This window comes from bacterium (genome assembly GCA_026708015.1).
GTDB lineage: Bacteria > Actinomycetota > Acidimicrobiia > Acidimicrobiales > Bin134 > Poriferisocius.
Genome location: JAPOVT010000046.1, coordinates 57,891 through 75,090, shown reverse-complemented (window position 1 = coordinate 75,090; position 17,200 = coordinate 57,891). Strand labels below are relative to the sequence as shown.

The 17,200-nt window shown below is 64.0% G+C and carries 19 protein-coding genes; 10 read left to right on the top strand and 9 right to left on the bottom strand.

What is annotated here, in order from left to right; all coding sequences use genetic code 11:
- Window positions 1–726: a hypothetical protein gene (locus OXG30_10300; GenBank protein ID MCY4135288.1), complete on the bottom strand. Its 726-nt coding sequence runs from the start codon at window positions 724–726 to the stop codon at window positions 1–3.
- Between the two features lie 154 nt (window positions 727–880).
- On the opposite strand from OXG30_10300, the gene OXG30_10295 reads away from it, so the two are divergent.
- Complete coding sequence (locus OXG30_10295; GenBank protein MCY4135287.1) at window positions 881–1,126, top strand: hypothetical protein; 246 nt, start codon at window positions 881–883, stop codon at window positions 1,124–1,126.
- A gap of 338 nt (window positions 1,127–1,464) precedes the next feature.
- On the opposite strand, the gene OXG30_10290 is transcribed toward OXG30_10295, so the two are convergent.
- From OXG30_10290 to ychF, 6 genes are all read right to left on the bottom strand, one after another.
- Entirely contained in the window at window positions 1,465–1,815 is a 351-nt protein-coding gene (locus OXG30_10290; GenBank protein ID MCY4135286.1) for a hypothetical protein, read from the bottom strand.
- Entirely contained in the window at window positions 1,785–2,024 is a 240-nt protein-coding gene (locus OXG30_10285; protein ID MCY4135285.1) for a hypothetical protein, read from the bottom strand. The genes OXG30_10290 and OXG30_10285 overlap by 31 nt, the downstream gene beginning before the upstream one ends.
- Before the next feature lie 80 nt (window positions 2,025–2,104).
- Window positions 2,105–2,569 (bottom strand): VOC family protein, encoded by a 465-nt coding sequence (locus OXG30_10280; protein MCY4135284.1) that lies wholly within the window; start codon window positions 2,567–2,569, stop codon window positions 2,105–2,107.
- Between the two features lie 47 nt (window positions 2,570–2,616).
- Window positions 2,617–3,444 (bottom strand): 16S rRNA (cytidine(1402)-2'-O)-methyltransferase, encoded by an 828-nt coding sequence (rsmI, locus tag OXG30_10275; protein MCY4135283.1) that lies wholly within the window; start codon window positions 3,442–3,444, stop codon window positions 2,617–2,619.
- An 18-nt stretch (window positions 3,445–3,462) separates the two neighbouring features.
- A complete protein-coding gene (locus OXG30_10270; protein ID MCY4135282.1) occupies window positions 3,463–3,810 on the bottom strand; it encodes a DUF192 domain-containing protein in 348 nt (115 codons plus the stop codon).
- A gap of 60 nt (window positions 3,811–3,870) precedes the next feature.
- Complete coding sequence (gene ychF, locus OXG30_10265; protein MCY4135281.1) at window positions 3,871–4,947, bottom strand: redox-regulated ATPase YchF; 1,077 nt, start codon at window positions 4,945–4,947, stop codon at window positions 3,871–3,873.
- A 109-nt stretch (window positions 4,948–5,056) separates the two neighbouring features.
- Here ychF and OXG30_10260 point away from each other — a divergent pair, with 109 nt between their 5' ends.
- On the top strand, window positions 5,057–5,521 hold the full coding sequence (locus OXG30_10260; protein ID MCY4135280.1) for a DUF393 domain-containing protein: 465 nt from the start codon (window positions 5,057–5,059) through the stop codon (window positions 5,519–5,521).
- Window positions 5,522–5,552: 31 nt separating this feature from the next.
- Here OXG30_10260 and OXG30_10255 read toward each other — a convergent pair whose 3' ends face one another.
- Together OXG30_10255 and OXG30_10250 are read right to left on the bottom strand one after the other, a co-directional pair.
- Entirely contained in the window at window positions 5,553–6,689 is a 1,137-nt protein-coding gene (locus OXG30_10255; protein ID MCY4135279.1) for a ferritin-like domain-containing protein, read from the bottom strand.
- Between the two features lie 75 nt (window positions 6,690–6,764).
- A complete protein-coding gene (locus tag OXG30_10250; protein ID MCY4135278.1) occupies window positions 6,765–7,502 on the bottom strand; it encodes an SDR family oxidoreductase in 738 nt (245 codons plus the stop codon).
- A 115-nt stretch (window positions 7,503–7,617) separates the two neighbouring features.
- Here OXG30_10250 and OXG30_10245 point away from each other — a divergent pair, with 115 nt between their 5' ends.
- The 8 genes from OXG30_10245 to OXG30_10210 all read left to right on the top strand — a co-directional run bounded on the left by OXG30_10245 (window position 7,618) and on the right by OXG30_10210 (window position 17,197).
- On the top strand, window positions 7,618–8,856 hold the full coding sequence (locus OXG30_10245) for a BMP family ABC transporter substrate-binding protein (GenBank protein ID MCY4135277.1): 1,239 nt from the start codon (window positions 7,618–7,620) through the stop codon (window positions 8,854–8,856).
- A gap of 179 nt (window positions 8,857–9,035) precedes the next feature.
- The gene (locus OXG30_10240; GenBank protein ID MCY4135276.1) at window positions 9,036–9,692 is read left to right on the top strand and encodes a restriction endonuclease; all 657 of its coding nucleotides are present in this window, start codon (window positions 9,036–9,038) and stop codon (window positions 9,690–9,692) included.
- Entirely contained in the window at window positions 9,670–11,283 is a 1,614-nt protein-coding gene (locus tag OXG30_10235; protein ID MCY4135275.1) for an N-6 DNA methylase, read from the top strand. Before OXG30_10240 ends, OXG30_10235 begins: the two co-directional genes overlap by 23 nt.
- 161 nt (window positions 11,284–11,444) lie before the next feature.
- Complete coding sequence (locus OXG30_10230; protein MCY4135274.1) at window positions 11,445–12,989, top strand: ABC transporter ATP-binding protein; 1,545 nt, start codon at window positions 11,445–11,447, stop codon at window positions 12,987–12,989.
- Entirely contained in the window at window positions 12,986–14,146 is a 1,161-nt protein-coding gene (locus OXG30_10225; protein ID MCY4135273.1) for an ABC transporter permease, read from the top strand. Before OXG30_10230 ends, OXG30_10225 begins: the two co-directional genes overlap by 4 nt.
- Before the next feature lie 58 nt (window positions 14,147–14,204).
- Entirely contained in the window at window positions 14,205–15,515 is a 1,311-nt protein-coding gene (locus tag OXG30_10220; protein ID MCY4135272.1) for an ABC transporter permease, read from the top strand.
- A 21-nt stretch (window positions 15,516–15,536) separates the two neighbouring features.
- The gene (locus tag OXG30_10215; protein MCY4135271.1) at window positions 15,537–15,926 is read left to right on the top strand and encodes a cytidine deaminase; all 390 of its coding nucleotides are present in this window, start codon (window positions 15,537–15,539) and stop codon (window positions 15,924–15,926) included.
- Window positions 15,923–17,197, top strand: a complete 1,275-nt coding sequence (locus tag OXG30_10210; protein ID MCY4135270.1) for a thymidine phosphorylase — start codon at window positions 15,923–15,925, stop codon at window positions 17,195–17,197. Before OXG30_10215 ends, OXG30_10210 begins: the two co-directional genes overlap by 4 nt.
- Window positions 17,198–17,200: the final 3 nt, after the last annotated feature.

The window sequence follows — 17,200 nt, the reverse complement described above, 5'->3', positions numbered from 1 at the left end:
TCATATGTTCTCCCACCAACAAAACGTGTGTGCGACTTGAGCAATTGATAATCTCGAACAAGTCTGCACTTGGAGTTCATGTTTGTCCGCTTCAGTGCCACCTTCGCGGTAAGGCACTGAAGCGTTAAACCACCCTTCGATACTCCTATCTTCACCTTCAGGTCCCACAACTTTCTTCAGCCCAAAGGGTGCATAGGTCTCCCCATGGCAAGTTCCCTTGTTATCGCCTTTATTTTCTACTGGGTTGTATCCGGGACTGCATCTAACAAACTCTCCAGACTTCACCGCTCGATAGATCGCAAAGCTTGAGGTCACTACTTCTGAGGGCCAAGGTGTTGTGACCGAGGAAAAGGGCCATTTAGAAGGCCACACTGCAAACTTTGTTCTGGTTACTGGATCAGTCAGGGAAATGAACGCACTAGGGTAGGGCGTGAAGGGATTATCGCCTGCTCCACCGTTAGGAGCATCATCGATCACCTTGCCCTGAGGATTTCCAGTGTCATATAGGAAGCATGGCATGGGAACCTTGTCTGAGGTCCAGCGACATAGTCGTTCGTGAATGCCTCCATCGACTTGATCAAGTGTGGTATTATCAATTTCTTTTACAATCCGGATGTTGAGCTTGTCACCCGCATATATATTGTTACTGTCAATTGTGTAGCGATCATAGCAGACATCAAGTATCTCCATCTGTTTCGTTATCTTATTTCCCTGTTCATCTTCCATAACTACATTCCAGGAGAACCTGACCTGCGACGATGTCGCCTCGCACTTCAGCCCCGTGGGCGCGGGCAGGACCGCCGCCAGGGTCGTGCACCTGGCTGTGCCGGTCTGGCCCCAGCCCGCAGAGTTCCACCCCTGCACCCTCACCGTATAGGCGGTGGACGCAGCCCGGTTCGAGAACGCATGGGACCGGCCCGAGGCCGTCGCCCATCCGCTGCCCCTCGACACCCGATACCGCACCGCCCCGCGCACCGAGCCCCAGCTCGCCGAGATGGAGCTCGCCGTGGTCGTACACGACACGACCGGCGCCGCAAGCGGCGCCATCGTCGTACACACGGTGCTGGGCTGCACTTGGTTCCAGGCGCTGGTGGGCGACGCCCGCCACCAGAAAAAGAACGTGTAGGACACGTTCGCCTCCAACCCGGTGAACACGGTCGACAGCGTCGAAGCGGCCAACAACCGCCCGTCCGCATACTGGCTCACGGTGGTGGCCCGGCCCGCATACCACTGATGCACCCGCGAATCGGCCCGCCACATCAGCTGCACTCCGCTAGCCGACACCGCACCGCACGACGGCGGGCCCACCGCGGTCGTGCAATACACCCCCGAGTAATACTGGGCCACACCACCCACATTCGAATGCACCCCGATGTAATACCTCGTCGACGACGACAACCCCCCGAACACCGCCGTGGTCCCAGACGTCGTCCTCACCGTCTGGCGGCTGCCCGCCACCGCCAACTACAACTTCGCCGTATAGTCATCAGCCCCAGAAACCCGATTCCACGAGAACACGATCACCGACGCCGTCACCGAACACGACAACCCCGTCGGCCCAGGCAAAACCTGCGCGCTGCCGCACACATAACCGCCTGCGCACATCGCCAAACCCCCAAAACCCTCCGGCGCCGGCCCCACCACCGCTTCTACCGCAACCGGCGCCTCCAAAAAACCGCCCTCAAACACAACAGCAACCGGCCCCGGCTCTCCTTCTCGGCCCGACCCGCCGACCCCAGCACCCGACTCTTCCAACCGGCCCAAACCCTCGTCCAGCGGGCCGTTCAGAGGAGGCGAACCCGGCACAGCCTCCACCCCACAAACCCATCGCCTCCGCTGCCGGCAGCGCCATCAACCTGGCCAGCCTCCAAACCGCCCCCGCCCGCAGGCGGCACACCCGGAACCGGCACACCCTCCCCCGACTGCGCCACAACAGGAACCGCCAAGCCCCCCGCCAACAAACACCACACCGCCAACACAACTAGGACGGGCCCGGCTCGAAATCCGCCAAGACCCCTGCCCATACCGCCAGATGCTACCCCAGGCCGCGCCAGCCCAGAGATCGCCCCCAGCGGGCCCGGCGATCCGAAACGAACTGCGGAATTTACTCCCCGAACCACTCGGCCGAGCGGCGGGCCAACTCGTCGGAGGGCACGTCTTCCACATGGGTGGACACGTTCCAGCGGTGGCCGAATGGGTCGACGAACATCCCGCTGCGGTCACCGTAGAAATGGGTCTCCACCGGTCGTTCGGCAGTGGCCCCGGCTGCGACGGCCTTGGCATAGGTGGCGTCGACGTCCTCCACATACACGCTGATGGTGACCGCAGTGCCACCGATGGTCTTGGGTCCGATCACCCCCATCTCGGGGTATTCGTCGGACACCATGATGAGGCTGTCGCCGATGGCCACCTCAGCATGGCCGATCATTCCTCCGGGGGCAGAAATCCGCATCCGCTCGGTGGCGTCGAACACCTCGACCATGAAGTCGATGGCCGCGGCTGCGCCATCCACACACAGGTAGGGGGTGACGCGGGGGTAGTCGTCGGGAATGGGTTTGACGTCGCTCATGGGGACTCCTCTGCCAACTGGGCCAGTACTTGGGACCTCTGGAAGGGTCAGTCTTTCAGACTGATCTGGTACACGGCTCGTCGGGACACTCCGAGGTCGGCGGCCACCGCGGCGGCCGCATCCCGTCGAGACAATCCTTCGGCCAACCTCTCCTCGAGAGCCTCCTGAATCTGAGGTGCTGAGGGCGGAGGCGGGTCGGGGCAGCCAGCCACCACCAGCACATATTCGCCGCGGGGCTCTGACTCGCCAACCCGGGCAACTGCATCGGCCATAGCGCCGCGCCAAACCTCCTCGTGCAGCTTGGTCTGCTCCCGCACGATGGCGACGTCCCGATCACCGCCCAGCGCTGAGGCCAAGTCGCCCAAAGTGCGGGCCAGCCGGTGGGGCGCTTCAAACAGCACCATGGTGCGAGGCTCGACTGACAGCGCGTGGAGGCGATCGGTGCGATGGCGCCCCTTCTTGGGCAGAAATCCCTCAAAGCAAAAGCGCCCCGTGGGCAGGCCGCTCACCACCAGGGCAGACAAGGCGGCCGACGGTCCGGGCACGGCCTCCACCTCGGCTCCGACCTTGAGCACCGCCTGCACCACCTTGGCACCCGGATCGGAGACCGCCGGGGTGCCGGCATCGGTGACCAGGGCCACCATGTTCCCGGCGACGATCAGTTTGGCGATCTCGGCCGCACTGGCCTTTTCGGTGTGCTCGTTGACCACCAGCAGGCGGGGCGCGTTCACCCCGGCATGGGCAAGCAGTTTTCCGGTGCGGCGAGTGTCCTCACAGGCCACCACGTCAGCGTCGGCTAATGCCTCCACCGCTCTCGGAGACAGGTCGCCCAGATTGCCGATCGGGGTGGCAACCAAAACCAACCTTCCAGCCATGCTTCCTCCCTGGCTCGCTCAACCCCACTCACTAGCAGTTTGCCGCACTTGCAGGTGATCGCCGGGCTTTAGGCCCCAGCGGGCAAACGAACCGGCCTCAGCTTCCAGCACTGCCCGGGCTCGCCACACCGGCAGGCCGATCCGAAAGCGGCCCATGGTGGCCGCCTTCAACACAACGAGATCGCGGTCCAGGTAAGCCACGTCAATGGGAAAGCGCATACCCAAGGTATGCACCGAGAACGCCGGACGGAGCAGCAGTGCTTTGTCGAACTCGTCTCGGCCCAACAGCCCAAGGGCCCGCTCCCGCCATCCCGTGGCGATCTCCACGGTGGCCAGCACCCGGTCGTTGCAGACGAGCCACGCCATGGGTTGATTTTCCAACTCCTGCGGCATTTGTTCAAGAGAAAGTTGCGCCGATTGCCTCGGTTAGACGTTGAAGCGGATCTCCATCACGTCGCCGTCGGCCACCGGGTAGTCGCGGCCCTCGGTGCGCATCACGCCCAGTTCCTTGGATTTGGTCCAGCCGCCCGCTTCCAGCAGCTCCTGCCAGCCAATCACGTCGGCCCGGATGAACCCTCTCTGGAAGTCGGTGTGGATCCGGCCCGCAGCTTCGGGGGCAGTGGCCCCCATGCGGAAGGTCCAAGCCCGGGTCTCCTTGTCGCCAGTGGTGAAGAAGGTCCGCAAGCCCAATAGGTCGTAGGCCGCATGGGTGAACCGGCCCAAGGCCCCCTCGCCCAAGCCCAGTCCCTGGAGCATCTCGGCCCGTTCCTCAGCGGAGAGCTGGGAGGCTTCGGCTTCGAGCTGCACGCACACCGCCATTACCCCAGCCCGGCCGTCAAGCTCGACGGCCACCGGTTCGATCACAGATTCGGCGTCGTCAAGCTGGTCCTCCCCGATGTTGACCACCGCCAGCACCGGGCGATTGGTGAGCAGGAAGCTCTCCCGCAGGTCGGCCCGCTGGCTGGAAGCCAAATCGCTGCGGTAGATGGGGATACCCTCGCCCAGCACGTCGGCGGCGGCTTCCAAAGCAGCCACTTCCCCGGCCAGCGAGCGGTCTTGGACCGCAGACTTGCGCCGCTTGACCAGCCGGTTCTCAACCGACTCCAAGTCGGCCAGCGTCAACTCGATCTCCAGCACCCGCAGGTGCTCCAAGGGGTCGGTGGGCCCGGGCACGTCGGGGTGGGCAAAGGCTCGGAGCACGTACACCACCGCGTCCACCTCACGGATGCCGGCCAGAAAGCGGTTACCCAGCCCCTCGCCCCGGCTGGCCCCCTCCACCAGACCCCCGATATCGGTGAACTGCACGCTGGCCGGCGTCACGGTGCGGGAGCCGCTTAGCTGGGCTATGGCATCAAGGCGGGGATCCACAACCTTGGCCACGCCTACGTTGGAGTCGGTGGTGGCGAAAGCGTAGGGGGCGGCCAGCACGTCTGACCCGATCAAGGCGTTGTATAGGGAAGACTTGCCGGAGTTGGGCAGACCGACGAACCCGAAGCGTTCCACGGGTCGTTCACGCTACCTGGAGTCGGTAGTCTTTCTAGAGACGCGGAGGTTTGAATGTCGAAGCGCACCCAAAAACGCAAGGCCCGAGCAAGGCGCAAGAAGGCCAACCATGGGCGGAAGCCCAATGCCGGGCGCAACAGCTGAACCGAGATCTCCCCTGTCAACGCCGCCGGACGAAGCAACTGGACCCAACCCTTTCCCTTCGCCCCTCTCTGCGGGCACGCTGATCTACGACGGCGACTGCGGGTTCTGCACCGCGACCGCCCGCTGGGTCGAGCGTCGGCTGAGCAGCGATTACCTGGTGGTCCCCTCCCAGCAAACCGACCTGGCCGCCCTCGGACTCTCCGACGACGACGTGACTCGCTCTGCCTGGTGGATCGACCCCGACGGCACCCGCTTCGACGAGCACCGTTGCATCGCCAAATCCTTACGGGCCATGCGCGCCCCTTGGCCCGCGCTGGGCCGCCTGCTCACCTTGGGCCCAATCAGCCCGCTCGCTGGCTGGACTTATCGCCTGGTGGCCAACAACCGCTATCGCATCCGCTGGCCGGGCACAACGAAGTGCGATCGGTAGCCGCGGCGGCCTAGACCGCGGCGACGCCAATTCAGACCGCAGCGGCCTCCTCGATCTGGAAGTCCTCGTATTCTTCGCCGGTGTCCACCCAGTCTTCGAACTCGATGACGTGGATCTCCTCAAAGCGGCGGCGCAGCCAGCCGTCGCCGGCATCTAACAGTCCCAGCTTCTTGCAGTTGGGCACGATCTTGGAGAACAGGATGTTCTGGAACGGCTTCTGTTCGGCGGGCAACGACAGGAAGTTCTCCACCATGGGCCGCACCGGCACGCCCAAGCGCTCCCACACCTCTTGGGACAAGAACCGGTCGCGCATCCGCACCGCAGCCTCGAACGCAAACTCCTGGCGCTCTCGCAGCTCGGCCACAGTCAGCTCGCTGTAGAACTCCTGGAGGCTGAGCACGCCGAAGGCCACATGGCGGGCCTCATCGGCCATCACATAGCGGAGGAGCTGCTTGAGCAGCGGCTCGGGGGTGAGCTGATGCATGAAGCCGAAGGCGGCCAGGGCCAGGCCCTCCACCATGATCTGCATGCCCAGATAGGTCATGTCCCAGCGGCTGTCGTTGATGATGTCGTCGAGCAGCATCTTGAGGTGGACGTTGATCGGATATGAGTCGCCCAGCTTGGTGTCGATGTACTGGCCGAACACCTCCACATGTCGGGCCTCGTCCACCACCTGGGTGGCGGCGTAGTACTTGGCGTCGATCCACGGAACGGTCTCGACGATCTTGGCCGTACACAACAGGGCCCCCTGCTCGCCGTGGAGGAACTGGCTCATGCGCCATTTGAAGGTCTCCAGAGAGAACTCCCGCCACTCCGCATCGCCCCAGTTGTCAGTGGGCAGACGGCGGCTCTTGTCGCGCTCGAACTCGGGAGTGAAATTGGACTCGGAGAAGACGGAAAACGCCTCATAGGGGTCCACCTCAATCGACCAGTCCAGGTCGGTTTGAGCATTCCATTGCGATGTCTTGGCCTTCTCGTACAGGCGCTCCAGTTGGGGCCGAGCCCCCTTGGCGTAGTCCCAGGTGAACAGAGCGTCGCTGTTGTCCTGAACGGCGTGGATTATCGAGGTGACGTCGCTGTTGGTTCGAGAGATGTCGATGATGGTGTCGATGTCGTTGACGTTGGCGCGACCGATGATTTCCTCGTCGGTGCGAACAGGTGGAGCCATCTCTTCCTCCTCAGCCGCCCTTGGCTGTTGCGGCTTCTTGAATGTTACTGCCGACAGACCGGAATGAGACTTCGGTCACTCCAGGCGGTTCAAGCCCTCGATGACCACTCCGGCGGCCGCACCGCCGTCCACCGGCAAGTCGGCCCCGGTGATATGGGAAGACTCGTCGGAGGCCAGAAACAGCGCGGCGGCGGCGATGCACTCCAAGGGAACCTCGCCGGGGATGCCCCGATTGTCAGAGTAGGCCGCCGTCTCATCCATAAACGCCATCATCTGGTCAAACCACTGGGCGTACATGGCCGGGTTGCCGCCCGCGGGACACACGTTGTTGACCCGGATGCCGGATCGGCCCAACTCCAGGGCGGCGCAGCGCATCAGCCCGCCGAGGCCGAACTTGCTGGCTCCGTAGGCGGAAATCCCGTTCATGCCGATGAGCCCATCAATGGAGCTGATGTTGACGATCGAACCGCCCCCGGCCGCTCGCATCGGACCGATCACCGCCCGCATACCCAAGAATGGCCCCACCAGGTTCACGTCCAACACTTGGCGGTAGATGTCGGCTGAGGTGCGCTCGATGGGTCCCATGTGCAAGATGGCCGCGTTGTTGACCAGCACGTCCACCTGCTCCATGCCGCTCACCACCTCGTCCCAGTGGGCCTCGTTAGTCACGTCGAGTTTGACGATTCCGTCGCCCTCGGCAATGTCGGTGGCCACCACCACTGCCCCTTCGTCCCGGAACATCTGGGCGATCACCGAACCCGTGCCCCGGGCCGCGCCGGTAACGATGGCTGTCTTTCCTGCAAGCCTTGTCATGGCGACAGCGTAGACACTTTGAGGCTCTGCCAACTCACTGGTCCGACACTGTGATTGTCGTCTCCCTGAACTAGCCTCGTGAGTCCAACCACTGGCATCAGACGGAGGGGTTCAGATGCGCAAGAAACTCATTGCTTTGTTCGCCCTGCTGTTTTGCCTGGCCCTGGTAGCGGCCAGCTGCGGCAACGACGACGATTCGGAATCGGCTCCAGCGCCCGCGCCTACCGAGGCTCCGGCACCAACCGAAGCGCCGGAGCCTGAGCCCACTGAGGCCCCAGCCCCCGAACCAACCGAAGCGCCGGAGCCTGAGGCGCCAATGGCGCCTTCTGGGGCTTTGATCTCGTTGGAGGAGGAATGCGAAGCGTGGGGCGGCATTCAAGCCCCCGACGGCTTCCAGGTGAACATGGTCACCGACATCGGCAAGGTGGACGACGGCACGTTCAACCAGTTCGCCTACGAGGGCATGGTCGGAGCGGCCGAGTGCTTCGGCATCGAGGACACCAGCGTCATCGAAACCGCATCAGAGGCCGACTACGACGCCAACTTGAGCACCTCGGCCAGCGAGAACCCCGACGTGCTCATCACCGTGGGCTTCCTGCTCGGCACCGACACCATGGCGGCGGCCGAGGAGAACCCCAACATCAACTACATCGGCATCGACCAGTGGCACCCCGAGTACCCGTCCAACTACGTGGGCGTTCTGTTCAACGAGCACGAGGGCGGCTTTATCGCCGGTGCCCTGGCCGCCTCGCTCAGCCAGTCGGGCGTGGTCGGCGTGGTTGCCGGCCGCGAGGACGTACCCCCGGTGGTGAAGTTCGTCAACGGCTACGAGGCCGGTGCCAAGTACATCAACCCCGACATCCAGGTGCTGTCGGTGTACAACGAGAGCTTCACCGATCCGGCCAAGGGCGCGTCTGACGCCCAGCAGTTCATCGGCGACGGCGCTGATGTGATCTTCGGCGCCGGCGGTCCCACCGGCTCCGGCGGCATAAAGGCCGCCGCTGAAGCCGGGGCCTGGGGCATCGGCGTGGACCAGGACGAGTACTACACCACCTTCAACGGCGGTACGGCTCCTGGTTCGGAGCATCTGGCCAGCTCAGCCATCAAGCGGGTTGACCTGTCGGTGTTCCGCAACATCGCCACCACCATCCAAGGCACCTTCGCCGGTGGGCCATTCGTGCTGACCGCCGAGAACTTGGGCATCACTTACGCCCCATTCCACGACGCCGCGGTGAGCGCCGAAGCGGCCGCCAACGTGGAGCGGGTGCGGGCCGGACTGGCCGCCGGCAGCATCAACACCGGTGTGTGCGGCATCGACGGCCTGTTCATAGGCGAAGGCTCCCTCTGCGACTGACCCACCACATTCAATGAAGGGCGGCGGCTGAGCGATCTCAGCCGCCGTCTTTCGCGAGGGGCTTAGACAAGAGTGCCAAGCATGTCCACTAGCCTCGGATTTGTTTGTCCAGAGGATGTCATAGGGTGCTCCTAATATGGGGGCATGACGCAGTGCGCGCCAGGACGTAGCCTCTAGTGATGTCAAGCTCGCTAGAACTTGATGGCTTGAAGACAGCGGCTGCCGAGTTCTCCGAGTCACTTCGCGGCACACCGATTCCCGAATTGTTCGGCACGACAGACGGCAAGGCGCTGGGCACCTGGGTCGAGGAGAGCTTCAACGAGTTCCTCGCAGAGCGGTACGCGTATGAGCCTGGAAACGCGGCTCGCGGAATCGACTTTCCTGAACTGGAAGTTGATCTCAAGGCGACATTTCTCAGACAACCGCAGTCATCGTGCCCGTTTCGCGACGCATCGCAAAAGATCTTCGGGCTGGGCTACGACCTGCTCGTGTTTGTTTACGAAAAAACCGACACCCACGAGACCCAGTCTGCTGCCATCGATGTTCGCCACGCACTGTTCATCGACCGGTCTAGGACCGGCGACTACCAGACGACGACAGGAATCCTTGAGATCCTCGACCGCGGCGGAAATGTCGACGACCTCGTTGCCTTCATGGAAGACCGAAATCTGCCGCTAGACGAAATCGGTCGCACGGCCTTGGCCGAACGAGTTCTCAGCGAACCCCCGACACAGGGTTACATCACAATCAGCAATGCCCTTCAGTGGCGGCTTCAGTATGGCCACGCAATCGCAAACGCAGGAGGGGTCGACGGTGTCCAAGACCTCATCTCGTAAGGAACTCGGCGACTTCCAGACGCCTAGGGAGCTCGCAGTGGAGTGCACTCAAGTTTTGGCGACGATCCAGCGTGGAACGCGCCGGGTACTGGAACCGACATGTGGCCAGGGGAGCTTCATGCTCGCTGCTGCTTCGATTTTTGAGCCATCCATCGAAATGGTGGGAGTAGAGATACAACCTGCCCATGCCGATGTCGCGCGCCACCATCTCAACTGCTCGGCCACCAAAGACGTTACGTGGCGAGTCGAGGTGGGTGACATGTTCCGCCACGACTTGGGCAAGCTCCAATGGGAGATGGATGGGCCACTGCTGGTCCTCGGGAATCCGCCATGGGTCACGTTGTCTGACCTCGGCGCAATGGACTCAGTCCAGATTCCCGATCGCACGAACTTGCGTTCCGTGCGGGGGATCGATGCGCTTACGGGTGAATCGAACTTTGACGTCGCCGAGTACATCTGGATGCGGCTACTTACGGAATTGCGTCGAGAAGAACCGACGATCGCGCTCCTTTGCAAAACCTCCGTCGCACGCCGGGTTCTCACGCTGGCAGCCCACCTGGATCTACATGTGGCTGAATCGTTCCTGTGGCGCATCGACGCAAAGAAGTCGTTCGGGGTAGCAGTTGATGCCTGCCTCTTCGCTGTTCGGCTCGATGGGGCTAGCCACAACTACCAATGCCATGTCTTCGATTCACTAGATGCAAGCTGCCCGACGAGCACCATGGGACTGGTTGAGGGCGCACTTGTCGCTGATGTGAATGCTCACGCTGCATCCCGCCAATTTGACGGTTCGTCGCCAGTCGAGTGGCGACAAGGCGTCAAGCACGACTTGGCAGCTGCCATGGAGCTTCGCTCTGACGAAGGCGGCAAACTCCACAACGCGCTCGGCGAGGCCGTTGAGGTCGAAGACGACTGGGTTTACCCGCTCCTCAAGGGCTCAGACATAAACAAGGGTAGGCCTCCAGAACGCTATGTGATCGTGACTCAGCGGTCGCTCGCAGATGAGACGAGGAGCCTCCGATACACAGCACCCAAGCTCTGGGGCTATTTGCAGACCCACGCGGAACAATTCGCTGCCCGTAAGTCATCGATCTACCAAAACCGAGCGGCTTTCTCAATGTTCGGCATCGGGCCTTACACATTCGCACCATGGAAGGTCGCGGTCTCTGGCCTCCATAAGACCCCTCGGTTCCAGCTCGTAGGTCCAAGCGAGGGTACTCCCGTCCTATTCGACGACACGTCGTACTTCCTGCCGTGCGAGACCGCGCCTGAGGCAGCCATCCTTCTCAGTGTGATGACGAGTGAAGCCACAACCCTCCTCCTCAAGTCGTTGCTGTTCGCTGACACAAAGCGGCCCGTGACAAAGAAGCTTCTGCAGCGCGTAGATCTCGCTGCCATTCTTCGCCACAACCGTGCAGGTATCGAGAAAGACGCGCGTGCCGCTCTTGATAAAGTCGGTCAGCACCTAAATGCTGCGGCGATTGCTCATGCAGTCGACCAACTCTTGCAGCAGTGGGGCGAGGCTCACGATGCACCGTCGCTCTTCAATGTCATCGACCTTGCCACACACGAGCCTGCCAGCGTCCACTGACCACAGTCGTAATCACGGCATTCACGAGAAACGGCCTGTGGACGGCCACTTCTCCAATCGGCCTCTCGAGCACATTTCGGACCCTTGAGAAAGGACTCGAAGCTTGAGCATCTCGTGGATGGGGTAGCAGCTGGCGTCATTTGGCGTAGCCTGGGCTGCGCATGGCTCAGGCAAGCGGGGGCGCGGCACGTCCGGTGCTGGAGGTCGAGGGCATCACCAAGGCCTTTCCAGGGGTGATTGCCAACGACGACGTGAGCCTCACCCTCAATCAGGGTGAAATCCATTGCCTGCTGGGAGAGAACGGCGCGGGCAAGAGCACCCTGATGAACATGGTGTTTGGGCTCTACCGGCCCGACCGCGGCACCATTCGGGTGCGAGGCGAACAGGTACACTTTCAAGACTCCGGCGAGGCCATCGCCCGGGGCATCGGCATGGTCCACCAGCACTTCCAGCTGATCCCGGTGTTCACGGTGGCCGAGAACATCATCTTGGGCAACGAGGTCACCAAAGGAGCGTTCCTTGACCTCGACACCGCTCGCCGCCAGATCGACGCCCTGGCCAAGCGCTACGGGCTTGCCGTGGACCCCGACGCCACCGTGGGCGAGCTCTCGGTGGGTGAACAGCAGCGGGTGGAGCTGGTCAAAGCCCTGTTCCGCGACGCCGACATCTTGATCCTCGACGAGCCCACCGCGGTGCTCACCCCCGGCGAGGTGGACGACTTCTTCGAGGTGGTGGAGAGCCTCACCGGCCAGGGCAAGTCCATCATCTTCATCACCCACAAGCTGCGCGAGGTGCTGGCGGTGGCCGACCGCATCACCGTGCTGCGGTCTGGGCGGGTGGTGGGAACCACCACGGCCGAGGGCGCCACCCAGCAGTCTCTGGCCAACCTGATGGTGGGCCGCGACGTGGTGTTCAGGGTGGAGAAGGCCGAAGCCGATCCCGGAGCACCGGTCATTCGAGTGCAGGGCCTGCGTTCGCAAGACGACCGGGGAGTGGAGACGGTCACCGGATTGGACGTGGAGGTGAGAGCCGGAGAGATCTTCGGCATCGCCGGCGTGGAGGGCAACGGCCAGCGAGAGCTAGTGGAGACCGTCTGCGGAATGCGTCCGGCAACCGGGGGACGAGTGGAGATGCTCGGCCGGGACACCACCGACTGGACTCCCCGCAAAATCAACGAGCTGGGCGTGGCCCATGTGCCGGAGAACCGCAGCAAGCACGGGGTGGTGGCCCAATACACCATCGCCGACAATTTGGTGCTGAACCGCTATCACCACGGCAGGTTCTCCAATCTCGGCGTGCGCAATACCGCAGCCATCAACGCTGAGGCCGAAGAGCTGGTGGAGCAGTTCGACGTCCGCACTCCCGGGGTTGACGCCACCATCGACACCCTGTCGGGCGGCAACCAGCAAAAGGTGATCGTGGCCCGAGAGCTGACCGGTGACCTCAAGGCCTTGATCGTGGCCCAGCCCACCCGGGGCCTCGACGTGGGCTCGATCGAGTTCATCCACCGCAAGATCATCGAGCTGCGCGACCAGGGGGTGGCGGTGCTGTTGGTGTCGGCCGAGTTGGACGAGATCGTGTCGCTGTCCGACCGGATCGGCGTGCTCTACCGGGGCCGACTGGCCGGAACGGTCAACGCCGCCGACGCCACCCGCGAAGAGCTCGGCCTGCTCATGGCCACCGGCAGCGCGGGAGGCCAGTCGTGAACGGCGCCAAGAATGCCAACGCCGGGATTGGGCGGGCCGCCAGCCAGGTCCACCGCCTGCTCACCGAGGCATGGCGGCTCCAGCCGCTGTACGTATCGCTCTACGCCATCTTGTTGTCGTTCGTGGTCGGCGGCGTGCTGATCTCCATCATAGGGGTGAACCCTTTCACCGCCTACTGGGCGCTGTTGCGGGGCATGGTGGGTGGGGGCGACCAGATCGCGGGGTCGATAGCCCGGTCGGCGCCGTTCATCGGATCGGCGTTGGCCTTGGCTTTCGCCTTTCGAGCCGGGCTGTTCAACATCGGTGCCGAGGGCCAGCTGCTAGCCGGCGGCATCACCGCGGCCTATGTGGGGGCGCTGTCGTGGATGTCCGACCTGCCCGGCATCGTGGCCATCCCGCTGATCCTCATCGCCGGCACGCTGGGGGGTGCCTTCTGGGGCGGGATTCCCGGCGTGCTGCGCACCAAGACCGGGGCCCACGAGGTGATCAGCACCATCATGCTCAACTCCTTGGTTCTATTCGGGGTCCGCTGGATGGTGAACTCCCGCGATCCAATAGTGCTGCGCGACACCGAGAGCACCGTTCCCCGCACCGACCCCATCTCCGACACCGCGGTCTTGCCCGAGCTGGTGGACAGCCAGCCCGTTCTCCACACTGGCCTATTCGCCCTACTGGGCGTGTGCCTGGTGGTGGCGTTCGTGCTCAATCGCACCACGTTCGGGTTCGAGGTGGGCACGGTGGGGCTGAATCCTCACGCCTCCCACTACGCCGGGATCAACGTGAACCGGGTGATCGTGGCCTCGATGGCCGCGTCGGGAGCGTTCGCCGGGCTGGCCGCGGCCTCGGAAATCTCGGGCACCAACGGCTTCTTCCAGCCGGGTACTTTCTTCCTGATGGGCTTCGACGGCATCGCCATCGCCCTGTTGGCCCGCACCAACCCGGTGGCCATCATCGCCGCCGCGCTTCTCTGGGGGTCGATGCTGTCGGGGGCACCGCTGATGCAGCAGGAAGCCGACGTTTCCATCGACGTTGTGCGGATCATCCAGGCCATGGTGCTGCTGTTCGTGGCCGCTGACGCCATCGTCCGCTACCTGTTCCGGGTACGAGAAATGGACCAAAGCCCGTTCAAGGCCACATCCGTCGAGGGGTCAGTGTGAACATGAATGACCACACCACGAGCACAGCTTGGATATCAGTGCAACCCCGGAGAATCGTGTGACCACCGTGGAGCACGCCGCGGGCGCGACCGGAGCCTCGGAGCGGGCTGGTCTGAATCGCCAGTCGGTGACCGGGCTGGTCTTCGGGCTGCTGGGAGTGGCCTTGATCGCCGGGGTCGCCCCGGCCATCAGCGGCACCAGCCGGACGTTCGACTTTGAGCCGCCCCCCGACCCGGCCGGTATCGGATTCCATCCCCCCACGTGGGTGATCGCCATCGGGGTGCTGTTCCTGGTCGCTGCGGTGCTGGGATTTGCACCGCCCGAGACCCGACGATGGGCTAGCCCGGCTCGGCTCTTGAGCGCCATAGCCCTGATCCCATTGGTGCTGGTGCTCAGCCTGGCGCTATCCGACAACCCCAGCACCAACATCATCAACCTGTTCAACCAGTCGCTGGTGCTGGCCACCCCACTGGCATTGGGGGCCACCACCGGCCTGTGGTGCGAGCGGTCGGGCATCATAAACATCGGCATCGAGGGCACCATGCTGGCCGGTGCCGGCATCGGCTACATGACCTACGCCACCATCGGAGATGCCCAGTCCACCGGATTGCTGTGGTTCTCCATACTCATATCGGTATTGGCCGGCGGACTGGTGGCCTCCCTTCTTGCCGTGCTGTCCATCCGCTTCGGCGTGAACCAGATCGTGGCCGGGGTGGTGATCAACCTGTTCGCCTTGGGGCTGACCGGATTCCTGCGCTCGGAGGTGATCGTCAAGACCGGCATCACCACCGGGGTGGGAACCTCCGAGTTCGGGTTGCCCTTGCTGTCGGAAATTCCGGTGATCGGCGACCAGCTTTTCCGGGGTAAGCCCATCTACTGGATGATGTACCTGGTGGTGATCGGCACCTGGCTGGTCATGTTCCGTACGCCGTGGGGTTTGCGGGTGCGATCGTGCGGAGAGAACCCCCACGCCGCCGAGACCCTGGGTGTGAACGTGATTCGGATCCGCTACCAGTCGGTGATCTTGGGCGGGCTGATTGCCGGTTTGGCCGGGGCCTGGTTCTCCATGGAGTCGCAAACCCGCTTCGAGGACAACATGACCAACGCGGCGGGGTTCATCGCTCTGGCCGCCCTGATCTTCGGGAAGTGGACCCCGTGGGGCGCATTTGGTGGGGCGCTGCTGTTCGGCTTCTCCCGGGCGCTGGGCACCCGCCTCCAGCTCCTCGGGGTAGAAGTGAGCGGGTTCGAGATTCCCAGCGAGTTCCTCCAGGCCCTGCCGTTTGTGGTCACGCTGGTGGTGGTGGCCGGTGCGGTGGGCCGGTCGATCCCACCTGCGGCTGCGGGCCAGCCGTTCCAGCGAAGCAAGTAGCGGAAGCAGAAAAGAGCACTGATGGGCACTGAGCAGGCGATCTCTTGGGATGAGTTGTGGGCTGCCGCCCATGAGGCCTCCACGGGGGCCTATGCCCCGTACTCGAAGCTGTCGGTGGGCGCGGCCGGGCTGACCGACGACGGTCGGGTGGTAACCGGGTGCAACGTGGAGAACGCCTCCTACGGGCTCACCCTGTGCGCCGAATGCGGCTTGGTCGGCGACCTGCACCGCACTGGCGGCGGGCGGCTGGTGGCGGTGGCGGTGACCGATGGCGACGGAAACCCGCTCACCCCCTGTGGACGCTGCCGCCAACTGCTCTATGAGGCGGGTGGCGCCGCCTGCCAGGTAAACGAGATCCAGACGGTGGGCGAGTTGCTGCCCGGCGCCTTCGGCCCCGACGACCTGCCGTGAACACGGTCGATCTCATTGTCGCCAAGCGGGACGGTGGCGAGCTGAGCGACGAGCAAATCGACTGGTTCATCGAAGGGGTCACCTCGGGCTCCATCCCAGCGGAGCAAGCCGCCGCCCTGCTCATGGCCATTGTGTGGCGGAGGATGACCGGCCGAGAACTGGCCACTTGGACCGCGGCCATGATCAACAGCGGCCAGCGGCTGGACTTGTCGAGCCTGGCGCGGCCCACGGTCGACAAGCACTCCACCGGCGGAGTGGGCGACAAGGCGTCGCTGGTGCTCTGCCCCCTGGTGGCGGCCTGCGGCGCGGCGGTGCCCCAGCTCTCGGGGCGGGGCCTGGGCCATACCGGTGGCACCCTCGACAAGATGGAGGCCATCAGCGGCTGGCAGGCCGCCCTCAGCCACGATCAATTCCTGGGCCAACTCCAAGACGTGGGCGCGGTGATCGCTGCGGCCACTGCCGACCTGGCTCCCGCCGATCGGGTGTTGTACGCCCTGCGGGACGTGACCGGGACGGTGGCGTCGATCCCGCTGATCGCCAGCTCGATCATGTCCAAGAAGATCGCCGAGGGAACCGCCGGGCTGGTGCTGGATGTGAAGTTCGGCTCGGGGGCGTTCCTGCCCGACCCCGCTATGGGCGAGGAACTGGCCCGCACCATGGTCGGATTGGGCCATGCCCACGGGGTGGACACCGTGGCGCTGCTCACCGACATGGACCAGCCATTGGGCCTAGCCGCGGGCAACGCCCTGGAGGTGGCCGAGGCGGTCGAGACATTGGCCGGGGGCGGACCCGCCGACTTGTTGGAGGTGACCCTGGCTTTGGCCCAGGAGATGGTGGCCATCGCCGGCCTGGACTCCGACCCGGCCGATGTGCTGGCCTCGGGCCGGGCCATGGACGTGTGGCGGGCCATGGTGGCGGCCCAGGGCGGCGATCCCGCCGCTCCCCTGCCCGCCGCCCCGGTGGTGGACCACTGGACTGCCCCGGCCGACGGGGTGGTCAACCGCATTGACGCCCTGGCCGTGGGAGTGGCGGCCTGGCGGCTGGGCGCGGGCCGAGCCCGCAAGGAGGACGACGTGTCGGCGGTGGCTGGGGTGCTCCTACGCCGGGTCCACGGTGACAGCGTGGCGGCCGGCGAGGTGATCGCCGAACTCCACACCGACGACCCTTCCCTGCTGCCCGCGGCCCACGAGGCCTTGAGCACCGCCCTGACCATCGCCGACACCGCTCCCGAGCCTCGCCGCCTGATTGCCGCTCGGATTCCGTACGATTAGGGC

Excerpts from the sequence above, each read along its gene's own strand:
- OXG30_10300 (MCY4135288.1), bottom strand. The coding sequence starts at position 726 with ATGGAAGATGAACAGGGAAATAAGATAACGAAACAGATGGAGATACTT.
- OXG30_10230 (MCY4135274.1), top strand. The coding sequence starts at position 11,445 with ATGGCTCAGGCAAGCGGGGGCGCGGCACGTCCGGTGCTGGAGGTCGAG.
- OXG30_10280 (MCY4135284.1), bottom strand. The coding sequence starts at position 2,569 with ATGAGCGACGTCAAACCCATTCCCGACGACTACCCCCGCGTCACCCCC.
- rsmI (MCY4135283.1), bottom strand. The coding sequence starts at position 3,444 with ATGGCTGGAAGGTTGGTTTTGGTTGCCACCCCGATCGGCAATCTGGGC.
- OXG30_10250 (MCY4135278.1), bottom strand. The coding sequence starts at position 7,502 with ATGACAAGGCTTGCAGGAAAGACAGCCATCGTTACCGGCGCGGCCCGG.
- OXG30_10240 (MCY4135276.1), top strand. The coding sequence starts at position 9,036 with ATGTCAAGCTCGCTAGAACTTGATGGCTTGAAGACAGCGGCTGCCGAG.
- OXG30_10270 (MCY4135282.1), bottom strand. The coding sequence starts at position 3,810 with ATGGCGTGGCTCGTCTGCAACGACCGGGTGCTGGCCACCGTGGAGATC.
- OXG30_10215 (MCY4135271.1), top strand. The coding sequence starts at position 15,537 with ATGGGCACTGAGCAGGCGATCTCTTGGGATGAGTTGTGGGCTGCCGCC.
- OXG30_10245 (MCY4135277.1), top strand. The coding sequence starts at position 7,618 with ATGCGCAAGAAACTCATTGCTTTGTTCGCCCTGCTGTTTTGCCTGGCC.
- OXG30_10285 (MCY4135285.1), bottom strand. The coding sequence starts at position 2,024 with ATGGGCAGGGGTCTTGGCGGATTTCGAGCCGGGCCCGTCCTAGTTGTG.
- OXG30_10255 (MCY4135279.1), bottom strand. The coding sequence starts at position 6,689 with ATGGCTCCACCTGTTCGCACCGACGAGGAAATCATCGGTCGCGCCAAC.
- OXG30_10260 (MCY4135280.1), top strand. The coding sequence starts at position 5,057 with ATGGGCGGAAGCCCAATGCCGGGCGCAACAGCTGAACCGAGATCTCCC.